The 25,609-nt window shown below is 61.8% G+C and carries 19 protein-coding genes; 11 read left to right on the forward strand and 8 right to left on the reverse strand.

Annotation, left to right across the window (positions count from 1 at the left end; translation table 11 throughout):
- Positions 1 to 5: 5 nt before the first annotated feature.
- The 5 genes from ABQJ48_RS17205 to ABQJ48_RS17225 all read left to right on the forward strand — a co-directional run bounded on the left by ABQJ48_RS17205 (position 6) and on the right by ABQJ48_RS17225 (position 8,214).
- Positions 6 to 3,155 (forward strand): error-prone DNA polymerase, encoded by a 3,150-nt coding sequence (locus ABQJ48_RS17205; protein ID WP_367839204.1) that lies wholly within the window; start codon positions 6 to 8, stop codon positions 3,153 to 3,155.
- 910 nt (positions 3,156 to 4,065) lie between these two features.
- Positions 4,066 to 5,388: an FAD-binding oxidoreductase gene (locus ABQJ48_RS17210; protein WP_367839262.1), complete on the forward strand. Its 1,323-nt coding sequence runs from the start codon at positions 4,066 to 4,068 to the stop codon at positions 5,386 to 5,388.
- Positions 5,385 to 6,125, forward strand: coding sequence for an SDR family oxidoreductase (locus ABQJ48_RS17215; RefSeq protein ID WP_367839205.1), 741 nt, complete (start codon positions 5,385 to 5,387; stop codon positions 6,123 to 6,125). The genes ABQJ48_RS17210 and ABQJ48_RS17215 overlap by 4 nt, the downstream gene beginning before the upstream one ends.
- Before the next feature lie 77 nt (positions 6,126 to 6,202).
- Positions 6,203 to 6,616, forward strand: a complete 414-nt coding sequence (locus ABQJ48_RS17220; protein WP_367839206.1) for a GtrA family protein — start codon at positions 6,203 to 6,205, stop codon at positions 6,614 to 6,616.
- Positions 6,617 to 6,801: 185 nt separating this feature from the next.
- Entirely contained in the window at positions 6,802 to 8,214 is a 1,413-nt protein-coding gene (locus tag ABQJ48_RS17225) for a UbiA family prenyltransferase (protein ID WP_367839263.1), read from the forward strand.
- Between the two features lie 125 nt (positions 8,215 to 8,339).
- Here the strand turns inward: ABQJ48_RS17225 and ABQJ48_RS17230 are convergent, their stop codons facing one another.
- The 3 genes from ABQJ48_RS17230 to ABQJ48_RS17240 form a co-directional block, all read right to left on the reverse strand.
- Positions 8,340 to 9,998: a hypothetical protein gene (locus ABQJ48_RS17230; protein ID WP_367839207.1), complete on the reverse strand. Its 1,659-nt coding sequence runs from the start codon at positions 9,996 to 9,998 to the stop codon at positions 8,340 to 8,342.
- Between the two features lie 480 nt (positions 9,999 to 10,478).
- The gene (locus tag ABQJ48_RS17235) at positions 10,479 to 11,885 is read right to left on the reverse strand and encodes a sensor histidine kinase (protein WP_367839208.1); all 1,407 of its coding nucleotides are present in this window, start codon (positions 11,883 to 11,885) and stop codon (positions 10,479 to 10,481) included.
- Complete coding sequence (locus ABQJ48_RS17240) at positions 11,872 to 12,537, reverse strand: response regulator transcription factor (protein ID WP_367839209.1); 666 nt, start codon at positions 12,535 to 12,537, stop codon at positions 11,872 to 11,874. Before ABQJ48_RS17240 ends, ABQJ48_RS17235 begins: the two co-directional genes overlap by 14 nt.
- A gap of 149 nt (positions 12,538 to 12,686) precedes the next feature.
- Between ABQJ48_RS17240 and ABQJ48_RS17245 the strand changes: the two genes are divergently transcribed.
- Together ABQJ48_RS17245 and ABQJ48_RS17250 are read left to right on the forward strand one after the other, a co-directional pair.
- On the forward strand, positions 12,687 to 13,745 hold the full coding sequence (locus ABQJ48_RS17245) for an ABC transporter substrate-binding protein (protein ID WP_473094145.1): 1,059 nt from the start codon (positions 12,687 to 12,689) through the stop codon (positions 13,743 to 13,745).
- Between the two features lie 83 nt (positions 13,746 to 13,828).
- Positions 13,829 to 15,139, forward strand: coding sequence for an MFS transporter (locus tag ABQJ48_RS17250; protein WP_367839264.1), 1,311 nt, complete (start codon positions 13,829 to 13,831; stop codon positions 15,137 to 15,139).
- A 79-nt stretch (positions 15,140 to 15,218) separates the two neighbouring features.
- Here ABQJ48_RS17250 and ABQJ48_RS17255 read toward each other — a convergent pair whose 3' ends face one another.
- A complete protein-coding gene (locus ABQJ48_RS17255) occupies positions 15,219 to 16,262 on the reverse strand; it encodes a YncE family protein (protein WP_367839211.1) in 1,044 nt (347 codons plus the stop codon).
- Complete coding sequence (locus ABQJ48_RS17260) at positions 16,259 to 17,524, reverse strand: MFS transporter (RefSeq protein WP_367839212.1); 1,266 nt, start codon at positions 17,522 to 17,524, stop codon at positions 16,259 to 16,261. The genes ABQJ48_RS17255 and ABQJ48_RS17260 overlap by 4 nt, the downstream gene beginning before the upstream one ends.
- Positions 17,525 to 17,583: 59 nt before the next feature.
- Here ABQJ48_RS17260 and ABQJ48_RS17265 point away from each other — a divergent pair, with 59 nt between their 5' ends.
- Both ABQJ48_RS17265 and ABQJ48_RS17270 read left to right on the forward strand, forming a co-directional pair.
- Positions 17,584 to 17,820, forward strand: coding sequence for a hypothetical protein (locus ABQJ48_RS17265; protein WP_367839213.1), 237 nt, complete (start codon positions 17,584 to 17,586; stop codon positions 17,818 to 17,820).
- Between the two features lie 111 nt (positions 17,821 to 17,931).
- Entirely contained in the window at positions 17,932 to 18,348 is a 417-nt protein-coding gene (locus ABQJ48_RS17270; RefSeq protein ID WP_367839214.1) for a cupredoxin domain-containing protein, read from the forward strand.
- A 136-nt stretch (positions 18,349 to 18,484) separates the two neighbouring features.
- Here the strand turns inward: ABQJ48_RS17270 and ABQJ48_RS17275 are convergent, their stop codons facing one another.
- The 3 genes from ABQJ48_RS17275 to ABQJ48_RS17285 form a co-directional block, all read right to left on the reverse strand.
- Positions 18,485 to 18,820, reverse strand: coding sequence for a chaperone modulator CbpM (locus tag ABQJ48_RS17275; RefSeq protein WP_367839215.1), 336 nt, complete (start codon positions 18,818 to 18,820; stop codon positions 18,485 to 18,487).
- A gap of 6 nt (positions 18,821 to 18,826) precedes the next feature.
- Complete coding sequence (locus tag ABQJ48_RS17280) at positions 18,827 to 19,756, reverse strand: DnaJ C-terminal domain-containing protein (RefSeq protein ID WP_367839265.1); 930 nt, start codon at positions 19,754 to 19,756, stop codon at positions 18,827 to 18,829.
- Between the two features lie 273 nt (positions 19,757 to 20,029).
- Complete coding sequence (locus tag ABQJ48_RS17285; RefSeq protein WP_367839216.1) at positions 20,030 to 20,782, reverse strand: TetR/AcrR family transcriptional regulator; 753 nt, start codon at positions 20,780 to 20,782, stop codon at positions 20,030 to 20,032.
- A gap of 477 nt (positions 20,783 to 21,259) precedes the next feature.
- Here ABQJ48_RS17285 and ABQJ48_RS17290 point away from each other — a divergent pair, with 477 nt between their 5' ends.
- Both ABQJ48_RS17290 and ABQJ48_RS17295 read left to right on the forward strand, forming a co-directional pair.
- Positions 21,260 to 22,438: an efflux RND transporter periplasmic adaptor subunit gene (locus ABQJ48_RS17290; RefSeq protein WP_473094146.1), complete on the forward strand. Its 1,179-nt coding sequence runs from the start codon at positions 21,260 to 21,262 to the stop codon at positions 22,436 to 22,438.
- Positions 22,435 to 25,608, forward strand: coding sequence for an efflux RND transporter permease subunit (locus ABQJ48_RS17295; protein ID WP_367839217.1), 3,174 nt, complete (start codon positions 22,435 to 22,437; stop codon positions 25,606 to 25,608). The genes ABQJ48_RS17290 and ABQJ48_RS17295 overlap by 4 nt, the downstream gene beginning before the upstream one ends.
- Position 25,609 lies beyond the last annotated feature (1 nt).

Raw genomic sequence — 25,609 nt, forward strand, 5'->3', positions numbered from 1 at the left:
GCGCCATGGACTCGACTTTCAATATTCTGCCGGCGTACGCCGAGCTTTTCTGCTTTTCGAATTTCACCTTCCTGCAGGGTGCATCGCACGCTGAAGAGCTATCGGAACGTGCGGCGCAACTCGGCTATTCGGCGCTCGCCGTGACCGACGAATGTTCACTGGCCGGAGTCGTGCGTGCGCACGTTGCAGCGAAGGAAGCAGAGCTGCCGTTTATCGTCGGTTCGTATTTTCGACTCGTGAACGCTGACGGATCTCCTGCGTTCGGATTGATTCTTCTCGCCAGAAACCGTGAGGGATACGGCAATCTGTCCGAGCTCATTACGCTGGCGCGCACACGGGCGCCGAAGGGCGAATACAGGCTCACACCTCAGGACCTGTCACGACCGGAAAAGGAAAACCGGCATCTGTGCGGTATGCCGGATTGCTTTGCGATTCTGGTGCCGGACTTTCCCGCCAAAGAAGACGTGCTCGCCGCCCAGGTCGAATGGCTCGACCAGACGTTCACGGGCCGGGCATGGGTGGGTCTCGTGCTCCATCAGCGGGCGATGGACGACATCCATCGGGGCGCAGTCGAATTCGTCGCCCGCAATCAGGATGTGCCTGTCGTGGCGCTGGGGAACGTCGTGATGCACGTGCGTTCGCGCAAGCCGCTGCAGGACACCATGACGGCGATCCGCGTCGGCAAGCCGGTACAGGAATGCGGATACGATCTCGCGCCGAACGCCGAGCAGCATCTGCGCTCCAGGCTGCGGCTTGCGAATCTGTATCCCGCCGAGGCGCTTGCGGCGACCGTGGACATTGCAAGCCGCTGCACGTTTTCACTGGATGAGTTGCGCTACGAGTATCCGGACGAGCTGGTCCCGGCGGGCTTCACTCCAGCGGCTTACCTTCGGCAGGAAACCTACATCGGCGCGCAGCGGCGCTTTCCCTCCGGCATTGCGCACGCCGTGCAGGAGCAGATCGAGCACGAACTGGAACTCATCGCCGAACTGCAGTACGAGCCGTATTTCCTCACGGTGTACGACATCGTGCGCTTCGCACGAAGCCAGCACATCCTCTGCCAGGGACGCGGCTCCGCGGCAAACTCGGCGGTCTGTTACTGCCTTGGCGTGACCGAGGTGGATCCGGCGCGCGGCAACATGCTGTTCGAGCGTTTCATTTCGAAGGAGCGGGGCGAGCCGCCCGACATCGACGTCGACTTCGAGCATCAACGGCGCGAAGAAGTCATCCAGTACATCTACCGGAAATATGGGCGCGACCGCGCCGCCATTGCGGCGGCGGTCTCCACCTATCGGCCACGCGGCGCGCTGCGCGAAACCGGCAAGGCACTGGGCGTGGACCCGCAGATCGTCGATCTCGTCGCCAAATCGCATCACTGGTTCGACACCAGTCATGACCTGCTCAAGCGTTTCGCCGAGTCAGGACTCGATCCGCAGAAGCCTTTGATCCAGGCCTGGGCCAGGCTGGCGTCGCAACTGCTCGGTTTCCCGCGCCACCTGTCGCAGCATTCGGGCGGCTTCGTGATCAGTCGCGGCAAGCTCACCCGTCTCGTGCCCGTTGAGAATGCCGCGATGGCGGAGCGGTCCGTCATCGAGTGGGACAAGGACGACCTCGAATCGCTTGGCCTGCTGAAAATCGACGTGCTTGCACTCGGCATGCTGTCGGCCATCCGGCGCACGCTGGACCTCGTGTCGGAGCGGCGCGGGGAACGCTTCGAGATGCAGGACATTCCCGCCGAGGATTCGCAGACCTACGACATGATTTCGGCCGCGGACACGGTCGGTGTATTCCAGATCGAGTCGCGTGCCCAGATGAGCATGCTGCCGCGCATGCAGCCACGCATCTTCTACGATCTGGTCATCGAAGTCGCGATCGTGCGGCCAGGCCCGATTCAGGGCGGCGCTGTGCATCCGTATCTGCAGCGCAGGCAGCGCTTCGAGCCGGTGACTTATCCGAGCGACGCACTCAAGACAGCGCTCGGGCGAACGCTCGGCGTGCCGATCTTCCAGGAGCAGGTGATGCAGGTCGCGATTCTCGCGGCCGGTTTCACCGCGGGCGAAGCCGATCAGCTACGGCGTGCGATGGCCGCATGGAAGCGCAAGGGTGGCCTGGAGAAGTATTACGACCGGATCGTCAACGGCATGCAGCAGCGCGGCTACGACCTGGCCTTCGCCGAAGCGATCTTCGAGCAGATCAAGGGTTTTGGGGAGTACGGCTTCCCGGAAAGCCATGCGGCCAGTTTTGCGTTACTGGTCTACGCGAGTAGCTGGCTGAAGTGCCATGAGCCCGAGGCGTTTCTTGCCGCGATGTTGAACAGCCAGCCCATGGGCTTCTACTCGCCGTCGCAGCTCGTACAGGACGCACGGCGCCACGGTGTCAGGGTCTTGCCCGTCGACGTGACGGTGAGCAACTGGGACTCGCTATTGATCACGTTGCCGGACGCCGCGCGACCGGCAGTGCGCCTCGGTATGTCGTTGTTGCGCGGCATGAAGGAGGGTGTCGCGGAGCGCATCGAAAATGCGAGAGCGGTGCGGCCATTCAGCGGCGTGAAGGATCTGGCGCGCCGCGCGCAACTGGACCGGAAGGACTTGCATGTGCTGGCCGATGCGAATGCGCTTGCATCGCTTGCCGGTAATCGCCGTGAAGCGCTGTGGCAGTCGGTGGCCGCGGTGCCGGATAAGGACATGCTCGCGGTGGCCGCAGTGGAGGACGAAACACCGGAGCTGGGCACGCCGGACGAGGCCAACGACATCGTGGCCGACTACCGGTCCGTTGGCCTGACGCTCGGTCGCCATCCGCTCGAACTGCTGCGGCCGCAGTTGCTTGCCAACCGGTTGATGCCGGCGTCGACATTGCGCGGTTATCGCGACGGGCGTCTCGCGCGCGGATGCGGGATCGTCACGGTGCGTCAACGGCCCGGTACCGCGAAGGGCGTGATGTTCGTGACGCTCGAAGACGAGACGGGCAACGTCAATGTGATCGTGTGGCCGGGTTTGCTCGAGACGCAGCGCAAGGAAGCATTGGGCGCATCGCTGCTCGCGGTCTATGGCGTCTGGCAATGCCAGGGGGAAGTGCGCCATCTGGTTGCGCAGCGGCTCGTCGACATGTCGCATCTGCTGGGCGGTTTGGTCAGCACGAGCAGGGACTTCTGCTGAACCGGCCATCATCTGACTGTCAGCGAGTCCAGTTCGCGTTGGCCCTTTGCAAAGCGCATTCGCAGGTCTTTTCCGCAAAGCGGCGAAACAGGACACCGACCTGCATCTATTGGTCATCACCGCGGGCGAACTGCGGTGTGGTGTGGCGATAGTCCGGCATCGAGACGATAAGACGCAAACGGCCATTCCAGAACCGGGAACGTTCGTTCAATTGTTCGGGAAGAACAGTCACTGTCACGCCAGGCGTTGTCGCTCCGTTTATCTTTATGTGCACCCTTCACATGCAAGAGCACCGCCGATGGCGCTGTACCTGGTGAAGCTACCACCCGTGCACACACCGACCAATCCGACATAGATCGCCATAAGCTCAACCGATCGCGCCATCAATGCTGTGGCGCAACGAGACATGCCTATGATTGCACAAGGGACCAGGGCTTTTCCTGGCGTTAGTTTCTCGTTGACCGGTTACGCCGCTTTTGCACAAGCGCTCTGCCGGTGAAGAGCGGACCAGGCGCCGAACGCTGGCGAACTCGTTCAAAGAACTATCAGTTTTCGCACTGGCGACGCCGGCAAACATCGCGCGGCAAATGGGGCTCGCCAATGGCGACGAGCTCGGCACCTGTTTCGCCAGTACTTTGGTATGTCCCTATCGGAGTATCGCAGTTCTCACGGAGTCTGTTTCTCGCCTTGCATTGTGCTTTCGGCGCGAATCCCGGATTTGGCGTACCGCATCCGGTGGAGCGTGAAAAGGCCCTTCCAGGACGAGAATCCGACAATTGACGGCACACCGGCTCAGCAAAATGCTTGTTGCCTGAACAGTCGCCACCCGCCCATCCCCGATTCGACAATTGCTCCGCTCACATTTATGTTTTCCTCATCCGGCCCACTGCTTCGTGATTCCGCTACCGCTATGAGCGCATCGAAACTCTGGTCGTGGGGACACTATCCGCCAGCACCACAGATCGGCGATTCCGTGCGGTGGCGGGATGAACTTCAGCACTCGCTGGCAAATGCGCGCACGCGCAACGAAACAACGCTTCCCTATGGCAACGGCCGCAGTTACGGTGACAGTTGCCTTGCCGCAACCGGTCGCGTGATTGATCTAGGCAAACTGAACCGGTTTATCGATGCGGACTGGACCAGCGGGGTGCTGCGAGCCGAAGCAGGCGTCACGCTCGGCGAAGTGCTCTCGGTGGCCGTGGCGCGGGGCTGGATGCTGCCCGTCACTCCGGGCACTCAGTTCGCGACGCTTGGCGGAGCGGTAGCGAACGATGTACACGGGAAGAATCATCACCTGCGTGGAACATTTGGCAGACATGTCCGCCGATTCTCCTTGCTTCGATCCGATCGTCCTCGCGTCGAGTGCGCTTGTGGTGAAAACGACGCCTTGTTTCGCGCGACAATTGGCGGACTCGGACTGACGGGCGTGATCGAATGGATCGAAATTCAGCTCATGCCCATTCGCTCCAGCTGCATAGCGTTAAGCCGTGTGCGATTCGGCAACCTGAGCGAATTTTTCGCCCTGTCTGACGCGTTCGACCGCGAACACGAGTACGGCGTCGCGTGGGTCGACTGTCTCGGAGAGAAGCAAAATCTCGGACGGGGTGTCTATTTCTCTGGTGACCACGCGACCGACAACGATTTCTCGACACCAGGTCGACGCAAGCATCGGGTGCCGTTCACGCCGCCTTGCTCACCCGTCAACAGATATACGCTGAAGGCATTCAACGCATTCTATTTCGGGCGACAGCCTCGCCAGGTAGAACATGGCAAGGTCGACTTCGAGCGATTCTTCTACCCGCTCGACGCAATACAGGACTGGAACCGGCTTTACGGCCGACGGGGATTTCAGCAATACCAATGCGTGGTTCCAGAGGCGACAGCCAGCGATTCACTAACGGAAATACTTTCGACAATATCCCGTAGCGGCACCGGTTCCTTTCTCGCTGTGCTCAAGCGCTGTGGCGGCCTCGTGTCTCCAGGCCTGCTGTCCTTTCCCATGCCCGGAACCTCACTTGCACTCGACTTTCCGCAACGGGACCAACGCAACGAAGCACTTTTTAGCCGGCTCGACACTATCGTTCGTCAAGCGGGCGGCCGGCAATATCCAGCGAAGGATGCGCACATGAGCAGCGAAGATTTTCGCACCGCGTACCCTCAATGGCATGAACTGGAACGCCAGCGCGACCCCGCGCTTATGTCGCGCTTCTGGAAACGGACCACGCACTCATGAAAAACATTCTGATCGTCGGCGGCACCTCTGCCATCGCGGGCGCCTGCGCGCGGATCTGGGCGAGGGAAGGCGCGAACATCTTTCTGACGGGCCGCCAGAGCTCCCGACTCGAAGAGACCGCAAATGACCTTCGTGTGCGCGGTGCGAAGGAGGTGAGGACCTATGTTCTCGACGTGACTGACTACGCTCAGCACGCCGCAATGGTCGCGGCCTGTAATAGCGCACTTGGACGGATCGATATCGTTCTGATCGCCCACGGCACCCTGTCGGACCAGGCCCACTGCGAACGCGATGCCGAAGCGACAGTCCGCGAATTTTCGACGAACGCGACGGCAACCATCAGTCTGCTGACCTTGCTGGCGCGAACGCTCGAGAAACAGCGATCCGGTACGATCGCCGTCATCTCTTCGGTGGCTGGCGATCGTGGTCGTCCGTCGAACTATGTCTACGGCGCGGCCAAGGCTGCGGTGACGACATTCTGCGAGGGTCTGCGGGCGCGCGTGTTCAAGGCCGGCGTGCGCGTGCTGACAGTCAAACCTGGATTTGTCGATACCCCGATGACAGCCGGAATTGCGTTACCCGCGCTGCTCGTCGCTTCGCCTGAGCGGGTCGCCTCCGACATCATCCGTGCGATACAGCGTGGCAAAGATTGCTTGTACACGCCCTGGTTCTGGGCGGCGATCATGCTCATCATTCGCTCTCTGCCCGGCTACATCTTCAAGAGGGTCACACTGTGACGTTAACATCGTCCCGCACACGTCCCACGAACGCCGGCGAGAACAGACCGGCGCACCACGATAAATCCGTAGCCACTTTGGGCAACTCCCGGCTGGTGGTTGTATACGCGCTCTTTGCCGCTCTGTCCATTGCAGCCAATCTTGGCAGCCAGAAGCTGGCTTTCTGGATCTATCAAGGTCCGAGGGCAGTACTTCTGTCAGTGTGTGCAGGTACTGCCGTGGGCCTCGTCGTCAAATACGTACTCGACAAGGCGTGGATCTTTCGCTACGCGCATGACAGTGTCGCGCACGGCGTTCGAACGTTTTCCCTGTATGTCGTGATGGGTCTTGGGACAACCGCTATTTTCTGGTTCTTCGAGTTTGCAGCCGATGCTCTGTTCCATACGGAATCGGTGCGTCTTGCTGGTGGCGCAATCGGCCTGGTGCTTGGCTACCTTACCAAGTACCGGCTCGACAAGCGCTTTGTATTCACTGATCGCCGAATACGCTAATGCATGGATTGCCGATTAGCGCATCTCTGGCATGAAGGATGAACAATGTGTGCCGCGTCCGCGCCGCATGTGCGACGAGCAGCACAGCGACGCCCGCGAACGCTTCTATCGCCCAATTGCGATGATTGCTGTAGATCAGGATTAAGTCGCGGATCTCTGACCGAGTGAGCCTATCCATGTCGAACATGACCATACCATTGTGCGTAGACCTTGACGGCACGTTGACACGAACGGATTTCCTGATGGAAGGACTGCTCGTGCTTTTCAAACAAAACCCCTGGTCGATCGTCCTGTGCTTCGTCTGGATACTGCGAGGCAAGGCGTACATGAAAGAGCAGATTGCGCGGCGCGTCAATATCGACGTCGGCGTATTGCCCTACAACACGAAGCTGCTCGACTATCTGCGCAACGAACGTTCAACGGGTCGACCGCTCTATCTGTGCACGGCATCCAACGAGCGCTTCGCACGTCAGGTCGCGAGCCACTTCGGCATGTTCGACGGTGTCATGGCAAGCACGGAGCAACACAACCTTCTCGGGATAAACAAGGTCAAAGCGCTTGTCGAGCAGTTTGGCGATCAAGGCTTCGACTACTGTGGCGACGCCCGTTCCGATATTCCCGTTTGGCGCCAGGCGCGACGCGCGATAGTCGTTGGTGACAGTCACCTGGCCGCCTCGGCCCGCAAGGTCAATGCGGCAACAATCTATTTTGAACAGAAGAGGCACTATGTGCCCCTCCTGCTGGAGGAAATGCGCGTCTATCAATGGGTGAAGAATGTGTTGATATTTCTTCCGCTCCTCACGGCTCACCGTTTTACGGATATCCGCGCCGTGACGGCTACGTGTGTGGCCTTCGCGTCCTTCAGCCTGTGCGCCTCGTCCGTTTACCTGCTCAACGACATGCTGGACCTCGACGCCGATCGCAGGCACGAAAGGAAGCGCGGCAGGCCGTTTGCAGCGGGCAAGCTTCCTCTGTCTTTCGGCATTGCGATGACTGTCGCGCTGCTGGCCGGCAGTGCGATGCTGGCGACGCTCCTGCCCTGGCGATTCGGCGCCGTTCTTGCGGCGTACTTCGCCACCACGGTGGCTTACTCGTTCGCGCTGAAACGCCTCGCGCTTATCGACGTTTTTACGCTCGCCTGCCTTTACACAGTGCGCGTCGTTGCGGGCGGCGCAGCAAATGACATCTATCTGTCTTATTGGCTCATTCTTTTCTGCGTGCCGGTTTTTCTGAGCCTTGCGATGGTCAAACGATACGTGGAACTCGACAGCATCCTTCACGCTGGAAAAACGGAAGTAGCGGGCCGGGGATACATTACGCAAGATCTGTCAATTTTGCGCTCGTTCGGGACGGAATCTGGCTATCTGGCCGTGCTGGTTTTCGCCCTTTACCTCAATTCGCCGGAACTCCAGACTTTGTACCGCCATCCGAAGGCGCTCTGGGCACTGTTTCCCCTGACTTTGTACTGGATTAGCCGTATCTGGATGTTTGCGTTCCGCCGGCGCATGAACGACGACCCGATCGTATTCGCGTTCAAGGACAAGGTCAGTTGCGCGGTTATGGGACTGTGCGCAATCGCCATGTTTCTGGCAATTTAGCGGCATGGCCGCCGGTGTATGCGGGCTCTTACGCTCTCGCCGTACAGTGGGTGCGGCTTTGGCCTCGGTCGGCCACGGTGATGCACCTCATCTCGCGGAGAAACCCCCGCTTGTGCGAACTGAAATCAAAATGGGCAGGCAACGTACTGGCCAGGCTGAAACGTCGCCAGCAAAAGAGACCGCAGTGAAGGATCAAGACGTTGTCGCTGGACGATTACTGGAACATGCGGGAAGGAACGGAAGCTGAATCCGACTGGAAACGACTCGTCGAGAACCTTCTCGAAGGCCCCTTTATCCTTGAACCCTGTGAAATCAAAAACGCACGACCGCGCGTGCGCCTTCTCGATTCTTTGTTTCAAGCCGGCGACGGTATCGGGTATCGCATAGGGCGCTGTATCGATCCGGAGGATCAAGGCGTGTTGCGGATAATAAAGATTCGGCATCCCGTCCATGGTCGGACCCACATCCGGTGCACGTAAGATGACGATCAGATCCGCATCCGTGCCCACATTGCGATAGCGCTCAAGTGCATGGGTGGGCGACACATATCGGTGGTTGAAGACAGCTCCTGCCAACGTCGTAATGAATTCCGCCTGCGCAACAAGCAGGCAGAATGCCCCGTAGATCATTACGGGTATCGTAGGATAGTAGTTCTTTCTCGCACGGGTAACCAGACCGACGAGCCCAGCCATCACAAATACGAGACCGTAGCTTATAGTGCGCGGCGAATAGATATCGTAGTGAGTCAGGGTCCGCAGAAAGAATGCCGCCAAAAGGTAGCCTACGCCACATAGCGCCAGCAGGCGGCAAGCCTGCGCATCGATGTCTACCTGTGCGCACGGCGCGCAAGCCCATCCTCGGATTCGCCTCAAACCCCATAGCAGGATCAGCAGCAACGCCCCCGCGATAACAAGCTCCTTCCCGAGCTGACGTATGAACCTGAACAGCAGAAAAACGAACGTTTCTGGCGCGGGGACACGCCGCATACCGGTGCCAAAACCTGTCAAAGCCGTATTGAATTGTTGATACGCGACAAAAAAAATTGCGGCGGCTATGAATGCAGGCAATGTCTTCATGGCCGTCGTTCTACCGTACGAAATCCAGGTCGCGGCGAAAATCACCATTGCAAACGGCCCAAAAAAATACCGCGACGAACATCCGAGAATAAGCGCGCACGCGAGCAAGACTCCATACCGGCGCGATGAAGCATTGTTCCCTATTCTGGAGATCGCATAGACGGACAGGCAAAATGCGAACAGTAAGAGATTCTCAGACCATGTGTACTGGTAAAGCTCAAGGGTCAACGGGCTTATGATGATCAAAACTGGAACCAGCACGTTCCTGAAGGTCTTCATCAGGAAAAAAAAGCCAACGAACAGGAGGATAAGGTCGGTAACCTTGCTGCTTATGATCAACGCACCAAGGTTGGCCGAAGGCGCCGTCAAGGCGAGCACCAGCGGATAACCGCAAGGAAAGGTTGCGAAGTAGGCGCCGCCCACCGAGCAGCCTTGCCCGTCCCTGATCGATTGAGCAAGAAGCAGGTAATTCCAGGAGTCGATGGTTAGATAACCAAACGTGCTCGCCCAAACGGCACTAATGCCCAACACCCCAAAAACCGCGGCGGCATAAGCCCACTTCGTGGCATGCCATGGGATGGCGGCGCGCGCAGTATTCGGCGCAAGCCTGTCTTGAGTTTGGCACTCCGAACTGGAGGAACTGCCGTTCTCTCGGTACTGCGGCTCTAATAAGCCTGCAAGACGTTGAAGAGACCTGACTCTTTTCATCCTTCAGTTCCTCCAATATCACTCCCGTCGATTCGATCACTATGCAGCCATGCACGAACATTGCGCGCAGGTTGCCGCGGCGCGAGCAACGATAATGCGGATCCAGGCGAAGCATGGGTAGATCGATCCGATTGTGTCGTTTGCCAACGGAGCGGGGGAGATTTGCGCCGCGACCGTTTTGAAGCGCGCGCTTTCTGGATCTTGACGACCAACCAGCCGATGACTGCACTCGGTGGAACGGCGCGAACGGCATTGGAAGACCGAGGGACAACCTTGCGCTCGAACCATTCTTCCGCCGCAATGCGCTCGCGGAAAGTTACCTCGCAGACGAGCCATCGCGCCAGTTGAGAACGCGCCAAACGTTACGATGAAGCATAGAACCGTCGAGGACAATGCGCGCGGAACAGGCTGGAAATCAGGTGGGAATGTCCGATATCGTTGACATTCCAGGCTCTGCTGTCAGTCAGACACGCGTTCATGTCAACGTTGTTGCGCTTGTGCATGATGCGCCAACACCAGCGTCACAGCAAACCCGCCGGCCTCGGGGAAAGCGAAAGCGACTCGTCCGCCGTGCGCCTTCATTACTTCCTGCACGATCGCGAGTCCGAGGCCCGAGCCTGTGCGACGCTCGGCGCCGTCTTCGCCGAGCCGCTCGAATGGGCGCAGCACCGCCTCCCAGTGTTCGCGCGGAATGCCGCGACCGTTGTCAGTCACGGTCAGTGTCACGGCGTCACCCTGCGCCTGGACGCACACACGGATCTCGTCGGCCTTGCCATGCAGCAGCGCGTTGTGCAGTACGTTTGAGAGCGCTTCCTGCAGGCTGATCGGATCGCCGGCAATCACGACCTGCGGCGCGTCGCTCTCGAACGACACGCGCACGTCGCGCTCGTCGGCGAGCGGGATCGTGCGGCCGAGCACTTCCCTGGCGAGCCCGACCAGTTCCACCGGCTGCATGGGAACGGCTTCCTTGCGGTGGGTCACCATCGCGTGATTCAGCAACTGCCCGGTGAGCCGGCCGACGTCCGAGCAGGTTGCGCGCAGCGCGTCCAGACGCGTTGCGTAGCGTGCAGGATCGGTTTCGCAACTGAGCAGTTCGATCTGCGCATCGAGCCGCGCGAGCGGCGTGCGCATCTGGTGCGCGGCGTCGGCGATGAAGCGCTGCATGGCCGTCATCCGCACCGCGAGGTGGCGCATCAGACCGTTGATCGCGCCGATGATGGCGTCGATTTCACTCGGTGTGTCGGCGGCGACGGGCCGCAGGTCGGCGGGATCGCGCGCGGCGATGATGGTCTCGATCTGCGCGAGCGGACGCAAACCGCGCCGGATCGCGAGGCCGCTTGCGCCGATCGCGAGGACGCTCATCAGCAGAATCAGTGTCCACACCTTGAGGCTCATGTCGTTGGTCAACTGCTGGCGTGCGTGCGTCGTCTGCGCGACGGTCACGACGGCCCACCCCGGCGTGCGCTCCTCGGGCATATAGCGGGCGATGGTTGCCATGCGGATGCGCTGCTGCTGGTATGTGCCGTTCGCGAACTCGGGACCCTGTCGTCCGGCGACGGCGCTAGCCGGGCTCTGCAGATCGCCGTAGCCGGCCACCACGACGCCGCGCGAATCGACCACCTTGTAGTAGACGAGGTCGTAGCGCGACAGGGTGGACAGCGCCGCCACCGGCGGATTGAGCGCAAGCACGCCGCCCTGCACGTAGAGGTTCTCCGCCACCTGGATGACCGCGCCGGCCAGCAACTGGTCGTAGGCGCGCTCGGACGCGACGCCCGCGTAGTACCGCGCGATCACCGCAAGTGCCGCCGCACCCGACGCCACGACCAGCGCGATGAAAAGCAGCGTGCGGCCAAATAGCGTCTTCGGGAACCAGTCAGAGCGTCGCAATCTGATACCCCACGCCGCGCGCAGTGCGAATCTCGACCGAGCTTCCGAGCAGCTTCTTGCGCACTCGCGTCACGTATTGCTCGACGGCGTTCGGGGTCGGTTCGTTGCCGAAGCTGAACAGTTGGTTCAGCAGATCTTCCTTCGGGAAAACGCGCTGCGGACGGCTCGCGAGAATTTCCAGCAGCGCAAATTCCTGGCGCGACAGTGACAGCGGTTTGCCGTCGAGCTCGGCGAGCCGGCTGGCGCGGTCGATCACGAGGCCGCCGAGTTTGACGAGGTCGTTCGCCTGGCCGCTGTTGCGGCGCAACAGCGCTTGCACGCGAGCCTCGAGCTCGCGATAGTCGAATGGCTTGACGAGATAGTCGTCCGCACCGAGCCCGAGGCCGCTCACGCGATCGTCGATGGCCGAGCGTGCGGTCACGAGCAGCACCGGCACCGTGGAGCCCGCTGCGCGCAGGTTGCGCAGAATCGCGAAGCCATTCATGGAAGGCAGCATCACGTCGAGCACGAGCAGATCGAAGCGCTCGACGCCCAGCAGGCTGTTCGCCGTTGCACCGTCCTTTTCCAGGTCCACTGCATGCCCGAGCCGCGTCAGGCGGCTGCGGATTGCCGCGCCGATCTCCGCATCGTCCTCTACCACCAGAATGCGCATGATGACGTTCCTGCCGATCTGTTCAACTGTTCGATTGCGGGTTTTCCCGGGGAGCCGATGTCAGCATTTTCTCAGACTCGCCCGATAATCTTGCGACTTATGGAGTATGCAGCGACGGCATCAATACCAGAACTAGAGGAGACAGCAAGATGCAGCAGCGCGAGAGCGACGGAAATGATCGCGTGAGACCTTCATCGCGACGTCGTGCGCTGGTGGCCGCCGGTCTTGGCGCGGCGCTGTCGCCTGCGCTGGTGCTCGCCAGTCCGCCGCGCCGGGTGCGCGTCTCGAAGGGCTACGGCTTGCTCTATCTGCCGCTCCTCGTCATGGAGAAGCAACGGCTTTTCGAGCGGCATGCGGCCGGGCAAGGTCTGCGGGAGCTGAGCGTCGATTGGGTGCTGCTCGACGGCGGCAATTCGGTCGACGACGCCATGATGGCCGGCACGCTCGACTTCGCCGCCGCCGGTGCGCCCGGGTTCATCGAGCTTTGGGCGCGAGCGCGCGGCATTCCGAACGTCGAGGTGATCGGCATCAGTGGCCTGTCGACGACCTCGCTGTCGCTGAACACCAACCGGCCGCAGATCGTCTCGCTCGCGGACTTGGCTTCCTCGGACCGGATTGCGGTGCCGGGCATCCGCACGTCGCTCTCGGCGGTGGTGCTGCAGATGATCGCAAGCAAGCTGCTCGGGCCTGCGCATTTCGCCCAGCTGGACGCGATCACGGTCAACCTGCCGCATCCGCAGGCGATGCAGGCGCTGATCCGGCGCGAGAACGGCATTACAGCGCACTTCACGTCACCGCCATTTTCGACGCTCGAATTGCGGCAGCCGGGCATTCATCGCGTCGTCAATTCGAACGACGTTCTTGGCCCCATCACGCTCGATGTCGTGTTCGCGCCCAAGCGCCTGATGGATGCCGAGCCCGCGCTCGTGCGGGCCTTCCTAGGCGCGCTCGACGAGGCCAACCGCCTGATCGCGCAGGACCGGCAAGCCGCGGCGGCGATCTATGTCGCCGCGTCGGGCCTCGCGGTATCGCGCGACGGCGTGATGCAGATGCTGGCTGCGCCGCAGACGCGCTTTTCGGTGTGGCCCGACCAGCTGATGGACTACGTCGAGTTTCTGTACATGGTCGGCACGATCAAGGCCAAGCCGCGCACCTGGAGTGAGATGTTCGTGAGCCTGCTCGGCGATTTCCATCCCCCGACAACCTGACCTGCGCTGTGTGTTTTTCCATTTGCGCGCGACCGGTCAGGCGCGGCAAACGATAGACGACCAAAATATCGGAGAACTAAATGATGAAAACCGCCGCAACATTTGAACCTGAAGCCGCCGAAGAGCGGCATGTGATGTCGAAGATGGCGCGCCGCCTGATGCCGATCCTCGTCGTGATGTTCCTGATCTCCTTCATCGACCGGCAGAACGTCGGCTTCGCGAAGCTGCAGATGATGCAAAGCCTTGGTATGACCGAGACCGCGTTCGCTCTCGCGTCCTCACTGTTCTTCATCGGCTATTTGCTGTTCGAGGTGCCCAGCACGCTCGCACTGCACCGCTTCGGCGCGCGCGTGTGGCTCGCGCGCATCATGCTCACGTGGGGCGTCATTACGGTGTTGATGGGCTTCACGACGTCGATGCCAGTGTTTTGCGCACTACGCTTCGCGCTGGGCGTCGCCGAGGCGGGCTTTTACCCGGGCGTCATCTATTATCTGACGCTGTGGTTTCCACAAAGCTATCGGGCACGCGTGCTCGGCATTTTCACGCTCGGTAGCGCGCTCGCGAACATGCTGGGCTCGCTGGTCGGCGGCTGGCTGCTGAGCCTGAACGGCGTACTGGGCCTCGCCGGCTGGCAATGGGTGTTCATCGCGACGGGCATCCCCGCCGTGCTGGTCGCCATCATGGTGTTCAAGCTGCTGCCCGCGTCGTACCGGGAGGCGCGCTTTCTCAGCGAGCGCGAGAAGCACGTGGTTGCGGCCGCGCTCGAGCGCGAGAAGCCGGCGCACGCCGAGCATTCGCAGCCCTGGAAGGCGCTGCTCGATCCGCGCGTGATGCTGTTTGCCGGCACCTACATGCTGATGTCGACGTCACTGTACGGCGTGACCTATTGGCTGCCGACCCTCGTCAAATCGTTCGGCGTGTCGAGCAGCACTAACGGCATGTTGAGCATGTTGCCGTGGGCGCTGTCGGTGCTGCTGCTGCTGTACCTGCCGGCCAAACTGCGCCGCGCGAAGAGTATCCTGCGGGCCATCGCCATCGTTGCCACGCTGGGCGCGCTCGGCTTCCTTCTGAGCCTTGTCCTGCATTCGACGCCGCTGCGCTTCGTCGCGCTGGTGCTGGGCGGCGCGTGCATTCCGCTGTTGTATCCGTGCTTCTGGTCGATGCCGCCGCGCTACTTCACGGGGGCGCGGGCGGCGGCAAGCGTCGCGGCGATCAACTCGATCGGCAATCTGGGTGGCTTCTTCGGCCAGAACCTGATGCCGTTTGCCGGCAAGGTCGCCGGAACCGCGTTCGGTCCGATGATCGTGCCGATCGTGTGCCTTGCGGTGCTCGCGTTGGGCAGCTCGGTGGCCTGGGCCCGCTCGGAACGCGCGGTATCGGCCGTGCCGGCTTGAGTGAGATTCGGCGGGTGGCGGATTCGCCTTTCGTGTCCGATTTCCGATGCCCGTCGTCCTTTCGCAGTGACGGCAAGACCTACCGGGGCGCCATGACGCGTAGCACCGGACGTCCGCCGACGTTCTTCAGCGGGAAATAGGCGCGATGCGTTATTGGATCGACATCCACCACATGCGCGTTGGGCCCGATGCGACCTTCGCCGGTTTTCGACACGCTTGTCGAGCCCACGGCAAACATCGACAGGATGCCTGCTTCGCCAGCGATATAAAGCGTGCGCGCAGCGGGATCGAATGCAAGCACATCGGGGTCACCACCCACGTCGAATGACTGGACGACCTGCCTCGTGAGCAGGTTCAGCACCAGCAGTCTGTCGTTGCCTTCGCACGCGATAAACGCAAGGTGTGGTTGCGCAACGATATAGAGGCCGTGGTTGCCTCGTGCGCCCGGCAGATCGATCCGGGCGACGATTGCGTCAGTTGCAGGATCGATTTCGACAAGTTCTCGTCGCGACTGGACATTGACGAAGATGTGACGCGACACCGGATCGTACTGGGTGTTGCCCACTTCGCCGCCCAACGGGATTGCCTTCGTGCGGCGACTGGATTGCGTATCGATGACGGTTTCAGTCCCGCCTGTCTCGTCCGATACATAGAGTTTGCGGGTGTCCGGTGCAAATGCCATCCCGTCCGGATAAACGCCACCCGCCATACGAGCGGTGATTTTCAGGGTGGCCTCGTCGATGGCAACAACTTCGTTCGTACCGGTCGCCGACGCGTACACGCGGGACTGTGCCGGTACCACCAGCACGCCATGAACGGCGGCGATGTTTCCAATGCGGGCGACAACGCGTGAGTTCTGCGTATCGAAGACGATGACTTCGCTGTCACCGAGGTGTGCGATGAACAGCAGGTGCCGGTCAGGGTCGTAGCTCTCGTAATCTAGCCGGGTGGGGCGGCCTGGCAGCGGGATGTCGGCGACGTGCCGCAACGGTAAATCGACCGCGAATGAAGTGCCGGCGGCGCTCGCGCTGCGATGGATGACCGGTGCCGCAATTGCGACCACCACAAGCATGACGAGCAACATCGCAGCCGAGCGACGGTTGCTGTCGATACGCGCTTTCATGACGACTCTCCGTCGGGCCTGACATGACGAAATGCGCCGAGCAGCGAAAGATCGTAGACGATCTTTAGCGCACCGCACGCGACTAGCGGAGCACTGAGCCACCCAAGCCCCAGCAATACGCCTGATAGGGTGGGCGCGAGGGCGGCAGCCAGGCTTCGCGGTACCGCGGTAAAGCTGGCCGCCGCGGAACGCTCCCCGGGCGTGACGACCGACATCACGTAGGCGCTGCGTGTGGGCACGTCCATCTGGGAAAGCGCGCTGCGCGCGAGCAGCAGCGCGAGGCTTACCATGAGGGAAGGTGAAAACGCTGCGGCAATCAGGCATACGCTCGAGGGGATATGCGTGAATACCATCGTGTTGAGCAGGCCGATCCGGCGCGACAAAGGCGCCGCGGCCAGTTGAGAGCCGGCGCTGAGCAGCCCCGCCCAGAAAAAGAACTGGCCGGCTGCGCCGAGCGAAATTCCGAACCGCTGGATCAACCACACGGTCAGCAGCGAGTTGACCAGAAGCCCACCTGCGAAGGCGTCCACGCTAAAGAGCAGCGCGAGCCGGATGACGATTCCGCGCGAGGGCCCGAGCGCTCCACGCGGCGTATCAGTGCTGGGCACGCGTGCCGGCAGGCGCCGGTAGAGCAGCAGGATCGCGAAGCCGGCTGTCGCATAGACGACGAACATCACGCGTATCGCCGTGGTTGGCGAAGCACCCATATGGGCGCTGATCGAATCGGGCAGGCCGGACGCGAGGGCGCCGACTGCCGCGGACAACCCGCCGACGAGGCTATATCGTGCAAACAGGGCGGTTCGTGCGCCACCCGTTGCGGATTCGGCGAGCCTTGCATGCTCGAGCGGAAGAAATACGCTGACATCGCCGGAACTCGGGTTCAGCGTGCCGATGAACGCGACGACGAGTAGCGGCCAGAGCGATGACAGACCTGCGAAAGCAAGACCTGTGGCCGCCATCAGCGCCGCCGCGAAGAGCAGCAGGCCCCGTTGTGCAATGGAATGACCTATGAGACCCACCAGCACCGTCGCGATGGCCGACCCGAATAACGTGGCCGTGCTGATGAGCCCGACAGCCAGTTGCCCAAAGCCGAGCGCCAGCAGATAGCCGGGTAGCAGTACCGCGATGAAGCCATCGCAGATGCCGCGCAAACCGCGGGCAACAAGCAGGATCGAGGCGCTCCGCTCGACGCCTTCGGGAAGCAACAATGTTGACAACCGTGCGTTGATTGATCGCCTGGGCGTGCATCGACGTATGAGCATTGTCCTTGCAACCCTGTAAAGAGTCCGCAATAGAGCAGCATGCCATAACGCGAGTGTTCATGACTGTTCGCAAAGCCGGAAAGCGGCTTTCCGAGATCGGGCGGAATATTTCGAAGCCCGCTGTCGTTCTATTACCGAGGTTCGCCTGCACGGGCGAGCAACGGTCCTTCATCCGCGATGAATTCACGCGCGCAATGCGTGCAAGCCCGCTTGCGCCGTTGCGTGAAGGAGAAGCGATGTGCGCCGCGAAAAGTGATTTCCGGCGGCCCGACGATGATGAGCGTTCCTGCCGCTGACGCGCGTCGGTCATCGAGAAAACAGTTGATCCACTCAGCTTCGGGCCGGCGAACCCGGCGCCGTGGTTCGACGCGTCTTGCTGCAATGCGGCCCTTTCGAGGAGAGACATCATGATCGACAGAAACCATACTGCGTTGGTGCTGGCGGCGGTCGCGCTCGGCGTTGCGCCGCTGAGCGGTCATGCGGACGAGACGATCCATGTCAGGCTCACGGACAACACGATTCAGCTCGATCCCGGCACAGCGAAGGCCGGGCGGGTCACGTTCGAGGTGAACAACGCGTCGAACGGCAATACCGAACATGAGTTCGTAGTACTGAGGACAGACATGGACGACGCGCATTTACCCGTCCACAAAGGCGTGGTCACGGAAAGCCGGTTCAATAAGATGGGCGAGGTGGAGGACCTGGCGCGGGGCTCGACCAAGCGCCTGTCATTGAAGCTTGCGCCAGGACGCTACGTGCTGATTTGCAACCGGCCGGGGCACTATGAGATGGGAATGCATACATCGTTCGTTGTTGCACGCTGAGGCCGAGCACACCTATGCCGGCGTTGCACGCAAAGGCTACCCCCGTTTTCGCTGCGGTTACGCGCACGGATGCGATAAACCTCGATTGAGGACCCGGCCTCGCCGCGACGGGAAACAAACGCTGAATCAACCGGACCTAGCGACGCGGCTTGTCGACACGATCGCCATAACGAGCGAGGCGAGCGCGCAACGCGTCGATCTGGTCGAGCAGATCGAGTGCGAGCGCTACGCCCGGCGGGTTCAGTTCCAGATCGGTCGTGAGTCGCTGGGCGGTCATGGCTCGACGCAGACAAGTACCGCTGAACCGCCATTCCTCGATGCGCGCGCCTTGCGGCTCGAATGCGCCTTCTTCGACCCAACGGGCAACATCATCACTCGATGCGCCCGTGATGCGGCACAGTTCAATCAGCGTGAACTCGACGTGTTCCTCGACGATCTCGCCTTGAAGATAATCAGACTCGTTATCGCTCATGATGGATCACTCATAAAAATGCGCACGTGGATCGAACTTGAACGTCTCGCGCATCGCGATGTAGGCGGCTTTTTTGGCATCGGTATCGGCGGGAGGAAGCACAATGCCCAGCACGACGTAGAAATCGCCAGGCGGGTTGCCCGGAATACCTCGGCCGCGCAGCCTCAGGCGCCGGCCGGCTGCTGACCCGGCCGGCACGGTCACCGTGACTTGCCCGGCAGGGGTGGGCACGATCACCTCGGCGCCGAGCGCGGCTTCCCATGGCGCGAGGGGAACCTCTGTCGTCACGTCGCGGCCCTCGACGCGATAGCGCTTGTGTTCCTGGACCGCAACCTCCAGATACAGGTCGCCGGGCGGAGCGTTGCCGATGCCGGCGCCTCCCTGACCTGCGAGTCGCAAGCGCTGACCATCGAGAATGCCCTTGGGGATCGATACATCGAGCGTGCGCGTCTGATAGCTCACGTGCCCCCGATCATCGATGACGGGCATTTGCAGCGTGAAGGTCCGCTGCGCGCCGTTGTATGTGTCCTCCAGGCTGACGGAAACCCTTGCGTGATGATCTTCGCCCGGCCACTCGGGCGCGTGTTGGCGGGAAGCGCGTCTCGGGCGGGCACCGAAAAAGTCGCTGAAAAAATCGTCGGCGTCCTGTGCGCTCGCCCCGCCGCGGTATTCGAATCCGTCGCCGACATCGGGGCGCGGCCGGATTTCATCGCCATCCCTGAGGCCCGTGCCGAGCGCGTCGAATGCTGCGCGCTTTTCCGGATCCTTGAGAACCCCATAGGCCTCGCCCACCTCCTTGAAACGCGCTTCCGCGTCGGCGCTCTTGTTCAGGTCCGGATGAAATTTGCGCGAAAGCTTTCGATGAGCGGTCTTGATCTGCGCATCGGTAGCCGTTCGCGGAACGCCCATGACGGCGTAATAGTCCTTGTATTTCATGGTTTCCAGTATCGTCCGATCAATGGATGCAGATAGCGCCCGGCCGGTTGTACGAGCGCCGAGTTGTCTCCTCAATATACAAGGATGTGCTCGTGCGCGTGCTTGGAAGAGTTCGTCCTTGCTTTGCGCCAACAATCGGGAAGCCGCGCCCGTGTTACACGGCATACGCGTGGCAAGCGCGACGCTGTCGCCGCATGAAGCGTCCGGACTCGTAACGGCTGATAACCGCTGCTCGATCCGCTTGTTCGCTGCTAACGGGCTAACGGCCGTTCTTCAACGGGTCTTGACGTCGGAGCCTGCGGGTAGCGGACGTTGTGCGACTCTCTGCGCCTCCACGCGTTCGAGACCGAACGCCTGCAACACAATGGCCGCCGTGCGCTCGGCGAACGTGGTTTCGCTGAATCGAAGCGCCTTTCGCGCGCGGACCGTGCGCTTCGATGAGGCAGCGAAGTGCAGTTCAGCAGCAATGCCCGCGAGGATGGTGCCGGTCGCGGAGATCAGGGACATCAGCTGGTCTGCGACAACAAAGCGTCTCGCTGAGATCCCCCGCTCGCTATCTCGCAGCAGTCGCTGACCTAGACCTCTGCTCAGCGCACGCGCTGAAACCCCTTCGCGTATCAGGAGTTGCCCCCACACCGGCTCCCGATAGGCACGCAGGAGCGTATGACGCACGCAGACCGCGATCACTTCCGCCGGATCGGACAGGTCGCTCGCGAGGCGATCAAGCGTATTGGCGAATTCCTCGAACAGATATTCGACGAGCGCGGAGAAGAGGCCTTCCTTCGATTCGAAGTGGTTGTAGAAGGAGCCGAACCCGACGTCGGCTGCCTCCGTGATCTCGTTAATGGTTACGCCGTCCATGCCCTTTTTCACCACCAGTGCGAGCGCAGCATCGAGCAGACGGGCGCGCGTTTCCAGCTTGCGTCGGGCGCCGCGCGAATCGCGTCCGCTCGTCGTCTCCAGTGGCGCAATCGGCGCCTTGAAAGTGCGTCGGCGACTTGCCCGCGGCTTTAGCACGTCTGGCATGTTGGCTCCCCACTTATTGTATGTTGCGAATTTTAGATCCAAACGTCATGGTTGACAACATAATCAGTAATGGGTTTAATGTCACATGTTCGGATGCTCCTGTTCGGAAACGGAGCAGCGAACGGCGTCGCGGGAAAACCCCGGCAGACGGTCTTTCGCCAAGCTGCGCAAGACCGGTGGGCCGGCAGAGCAGCGCGATGCCTGGGCATGAAAGCACGCTGATCACATTCTGATTGCGCGCGTCCCATGGGGGATGTCGCATACCGCGCTGCATGCCAGCAACCGACCGATAACGGCGTGGTGTCGCACGCGATGACCGGACTGAAGCCTGCCCAGTGCCCAATTCGACGTTAAGTAGGATAACTAACGTTTCAATAAAACTTGTCTTGTGCGTCCGCGCTGATGGCGAGCCGTGCTTCCCGGCACGCCGGGTTTCCACAGCATCGGGCAACTTTTTACCTGGCTTATCACCTGCCTGTGAACATCGTGAACCACTCCGGTCTTAACGCGCAGACGCCTGCGCACCCGTTCCTGTCGTCCGTCGCCCGGTCATCTTTCCGAGGACGCCTTTTCATTGCGGCTTGCGGGGCGATCCTGCTCTCGGCCTGCCACCACCGCGAAACGGCTCCGCCGGAGCTCAAGCCGGTCGTCGCTCGCGCGATGCATCCCGACGGGCGCACGGCAAGCGCCTCTTTGCCGGCCCAGGTACAGGCACGGTATTCCACCTCCCTTTCGTTCAGGGTCGGCGGCAAGATCACCGAACGCAAGGTGCGCCTCGGTGATGCTGTCAAGGCAGGAGAGCCTCTTGCATCGCTCGATCCTACCGATCTGCGCAATAACCTCGTCAACGCGCGTGCACAACTCGACGCCGCGGAGCATCGCCTCGTGTACGCCAAACAGCAGCTCGATCGCGATCACGCTCAGGCGCAGGCAAACCTGATTGCACCCGCGCAGATGGAGCAGACGCAGGACGCCTACGCCACGGCGCTGGCGCAGCGCGATTCGGCCCTGGCCCAGATGGCGCTCGCCACCGATCACCTGCGCTACGCGACGCTCACGGCCGACCACGACGGGGTGATCACATCGGAAGACGCCGACACCGGCCAGAACGTTCAGGCAGCCCAGGCCGTCTACCACCTCGACTGGACGGGGGACGTGGATATCGTCTGTGACGCGCCGGAGCGCACGCTCGGCGCATTGACGGTCGGCAGCAAGGCGAGCGTGACCTTGTCCGCGCTCCCCGGAAAGACCTTTGAGGCGCGGGTGCGCGAGGTATCGCCCGCCGCCGACCCGCAAAGCCGCACCTGGCGCGTGAAGCTGACGCTGGCCGCGCCGAGCCCGGAAGTTCGCCTCGGCATGACGGCCAATGTTGCGTTCGACGCCGCCGGCAACGCGGCCGCAGCGCGTCCGTTCGCGCTGCCCGTGACGGCGCTCTTTCACAAAGGTGAGGAGCCCGCTGTGTGGGTGGTGCGCGCCGGCAGCGACACTCTGGAGCTGCGCCCCGTCAGCATCGCGCGCTACGACGAGCGCACGGTCGCCGTCACTGGCGGCCTGCACGACGGCGAGCGCGTCGTCATGCAAGGCGTTCACGCAGTGACGGCGAACCAGCACGTACAAGTGGTGGCTCCGATGCACCCCGAGGATTTTCCGTCATGAACGCCCGCGACCTCGAAACCGCGCGCGACAACGCGCCCGCCACCCCGTCCGACGCCGAGGCACATGGCGAAGGCGGTTTCAATCTTTCCGCCTGGGCGTTGCGCCGTCAGCAGCTCGTGATCTTCCTGATCGGGCTTGCGACCCTGTTCGGCGTGATCGGTTATACGCAGCTGGCGCAGTCGGAGGACCCGCCGTTCACGTTCCGGACCATGGTGGTCAAGACCTACTGGCCGGGCGCGAACGCCCGCGAGGTGCAGGAACAGATCACGGACCGGATCGGCCGTCAGTTACAGGCCGCGCCGTACGTCGACAACATCAAGAGCTACTCGCGGCCCGGCGAGTCGATGATCTTCTTTGCCATGAAGGACTCGGCCGCAGTCAAGGATGTCCCCGAAACCTGGTATCAGGTGCGCAAGAAAGTGGGCGACATCGCGGCGACGCTGCCCAAGGGAACAGTTGGACCGTTTTTCAACGACGAGTTTGGTGACGTCTACACGAACATCTATGCGCTTGAAGGCGACGGCTTTACGCCGGCGCAACTGCACGACTACGCGGATCAGTTGCGCACGGTCCTGCTGCGCGTGCCCGGCGTCGCCAAGGTCGACTACTTCGGCGACCCGGACCCGCATATCTTCGTCGAAATATCCAATGCGGAACTGACGCGGCTCTCCATCACGCCACAGCAACTCGCCCAGGCCATCGACGCGCAGAATACCGTGGCGCCCGTTGGCACCATTACGACGGCGGACGACCGGGTGTTCGTGCGACCGAGCGGCGCGTTCAAGGACGTGCAGGCACTCGCCGACATGCTTGTCACGGTCAACCAACGCTCGTTTAGGCTCGGTGACATCGCGAAGATCTCGCGCGGCTATGACGATCCGCCCGTCACGCAGATGCGTGTCGGTGGCCAGGCGGTCCTCGGCATCGGCCTGACGATGCAAAAGGGCGGCGACGTGGTCAGGCTCGGCAAGGCGCTCGATGCGAAAGCCGCCGACCTGCAGGCGTCGATGCCAGCCGGGCTCAAGCTGGTGCCCGTGTCGAGCATGCCTCACGCGGTCAAGCATTCGGTGAACGAGTTCGTCAGGTCGGTGGGCGAAGCGGTAGCGATCGTGCTTATCGTGAGCCTGGTTTCACTCGGCCTGCGCACCGGCATGATCGTGGTGATCACGATTCCGATCGTGCTGGCCGTGACGGCGCTGTGCATGCATGTGTTCAACATCGGGCTGGACCAGGTGTCCCTTGGCACGCTGGTGCTCGCGCTGGGGCTGCTCGTCGACGACGCGATCATCGCCGTCGAAACGATGGCCGTGAAGCTCGAGCAGGGGTGGAGTCGCATGCGCGCGGCGGCCTTTGCCTACACGAGCACGGCATTCCCGATGCTGACCGGCACGCTCGTGACGGTATCGGGTTTCCTGCCGATCGCGCTCGCGAAATCGAGCACGGGCGAATACACGCGCTCGATCTTCGAAGTGTCGGCCATTGCGCTGATCGTTTCGTGGTTCGCCGCTGTCGTTCTGGTCCCGTTGCTGGGCTTCCACATGCTGCCCGAGCACAAGGTCCACACGAGCGGTGCGCACGATCAGGAGCACGCCATCTACGATACGGGCTTCTACCGGCGTCTGTCGGTCTGGATCTCGGGGTGCATCGAACGCCGCTGGATCGTCGTTGGCGTCACCGCCGTGCTGTTTGCGATTGCGATGGCAGCGTTCACGCGCGTGCCGCAACAGTTCTTCCCCAACTCTGAACGGCCGGAACTGCTCGTCGACCTGCGGCTGCCGGAAGGCGCCTCGTTCGAGGCGACACAGCGTGAGGCGAAGCGCCTGGAGAAAGCGCTCGAGGGCAAGCCCGAGATCGAGCACTTTGTCGATTTTGTCGGTACCGGCGCGCCGCGCTTTTACCTGCCGCTCGATCAGCAGCTTCAACAGCCTAACTTCGCGCAGTTCGTGATCACCGCCAGAAGCGTCGAAGACCGCGACGAGTTGATGCACTGGCTCGATGCCAAGCTCGGCAAAGCGTTCTCCGGAGTACGCACGCGTGTTGCGCGGCTCGAGAATGGGCCGCCGGTGGGCTTTCCGATCAAGTTCCGTGTGAGCGGGAGCGATATAGCGACCGTGCACTCGATTGCCGAGAAGGTCGCCGATAAGGTCCGTGCCGATTCCCGCACGCGCGACGTTCAGTTCGACTGGGACGAGCCGGCCGAACGGTCGATCTCGTTCGAGATCGATCAGAACAGGGCACGCCAGCTAGGCGTTACCTCAGCGGACGTATCGAACTTCCTCGCCATGACGCTCTCCGGATACACGGTCACACAGTTCCGTGAGCGGGACAAGCTGGTCAACGTCGATCTGCGTGCGCCGAGGAGCGAGCGCGTGGATCCGGCGCAGCTCACCAGCCTCGCCATTCCGACGCCAAACGGCCCGGTGCCGCTCGGCTCGCTCGGACATGTGCGGGATGCGCTCGAGTATGGGGTGATCTGGCAGCGCGACCGGCAGCCGACGATCACCGTGCAGGCCGACCTTCGTGGCGACGCCCAAGGCATCGACGTAACCCGCGATATCGAGCACGCGCTCGCGGAGCAAAAAGCCACGTTGCCAGTCGGCTATCGCATCGAGGTGGGCGGCGCAGTGGAAGAAAGCATGAAAGGTCAGACCTCGATCAACGCCGAAATGCCGCTGATGATCATCGCCGTGCTGACGCTGCTGATGATCCAGCTCAAAAGCTTCTCGCGGACCTTCATCGTCGTGCTGACGGCACCCTTAGGGCTGATTGGCGTCGTCGCCGCGCTGCTTCTATTCGGCAAGCCCTTTGGCTTCGTCGCGTTGCTCGGCGTGATTGCCATGTTCGGCATCATCATGCGCAACTCCGTGATTCTGGTCGACCAGATCGATCAGGACATCGCGGCAGGGCAAGCGCGCTTCGACGCAGTCGTCGGTGCGACGGTGAGGCGTTTCAGGCCGATCATGCTGACGGCCGCCGCCGCCGTGCTCGCCCTGATTCCGCTCCTGCGTTCAGCGTTCTTCGGGCCCATGGCAACCGCGCTGATGGGCGGCATCACGATCGCCACGGGACTGACCATTTTCTTCCTGCCGGCGCTCTATGCGACGTGCTTCAGGGTCCGGCGCGAAGAGCGCGGGACGCAACAGGTCGTCGTCGAGCGTGCGGAGAGTTGAT

This window comes from Paraburkholderia suaedae (assembly GCF_040812055.1).
Lineage (GTDB): Bacteria > Pseudomonadota > Gammaproteobacteria > Burkholderiales > Burkholderiaceae > Paraburkholderia.

Bases quoted from the DNA above. Each gene is read 5' to 3' on its own strand.
- ABQJ48_RS17245 (WP_473094145.1), top strand. From the start codon at position 12,687: ATGCAGCAGCGCGAGAGCGACGGAAATGATCGCGTGAGACCTTCATCG.
- ABQJ48_RS17260 (WP_367839212.1), bottom strand. From the start codon at position 17,524: ATGCTCATACGTCGATGCACGCCCAGGCGATCAATCAACGCACGGTTG.
- ABQJ48_RS17285 (WP_367839216.1), bottom strand. From the start codon at position 20,782: ATGCCAGACGTGCTAAAGCCGCGGGCAAGTCGCCGACGCACTTTCAAG.
- ABQJ48_RS17215 (WP_367839205.1), top strand. From the start codon at position 5,385: ATGAAAAACATTCTGATCGTCGGCGGCACCTCTGCCATCGCGGGCGCC.
- ABQJ48_RS17225 (WP_367839263.1), top strand. From the start codon at position 6,802: ATGACCATACCATTGTGCGTAGACCTTGACGGCACGTTGACACGAACG.
- ABQJ48_RS17250 (WP_367839264.1), top strand. From the start codon at position 13,829: ATGAAAACCGCCGCAACATTTGAACCTGAAGCCGCCGAAGAGCGGCAT.
- ABQJ48_RS17280 (WP_367839265.1), bottom strand. From the start codon at position 19,756: ATGAAATACAAGGACTATTACGCCGTCATGGGCGTTCCGCGAACGGCT.
- ABQJ48_RS17240 (WP_367839209.1), bottom strand. From the start codon at position 12,537: ATGCGCATTCTGGTGGTAGAGGACGATGCGGAGATCGGCGCGGCAATC.
- ABQJ48_RS17205 (WP_367839204.1), top strand. From the start codon at position 6: ATGGACTCGACTTTCAATATTCTGCCGGCGTACGCCGAGCTTTTCTGC.
- ABQJ48_RS17255 (WP_367839211.1), bottom strand. From the start codon at position 16,262: ATGAAAGCGCGTATCGACAGCAACCGTCGCTCGGCTGCGATGTTGCTC.
- ABQJ48_RS17275 (WP_367839215.1), bottom strand. From the start codon at position 18,820: ATGAGCGATAACGAGTCTGATTATCTTCAAGGCGAGATCGTCGAGGAA.
- ABQJ48_RS17210 (WP_367839262.1), top strand. From the start codon at position 4,066: ATGAGCGCATCGAAACTCTGGTCGTGGGGACACTATCCGCCAGCACCA.
- ABQJ48_RS17270 (WP_367839214.1), top strand. From the start codon at position 17,932: ATGATCGACAGAAACCATACTGCGTTGGTGCTGGCGGCGGTCGCGCTC.
- ABQJ48_RS17295 (WP_367839217.1), top strand. From the start codon at position 22,435: ATGAACGCCCGCGACCTCGAAACCGCGCGCGACAACGCGCCCGCCACC.
- ABQJ48_RS17230 (WP_367839207.1), bottom strand. From the start codon at position 9,998: ATGAAAAGAGTCAGGTCTCTTCAACGTCTTGCAGGCTTATTAGAGCCG.
- ABQJ48_RS17265 (WP_367839213.1), top strand. From the start codon at position 17,584: ATGACTGTTCGCAAAGCCGGAAAGCGGCTTTCCGAGATCGGGCGGAAT.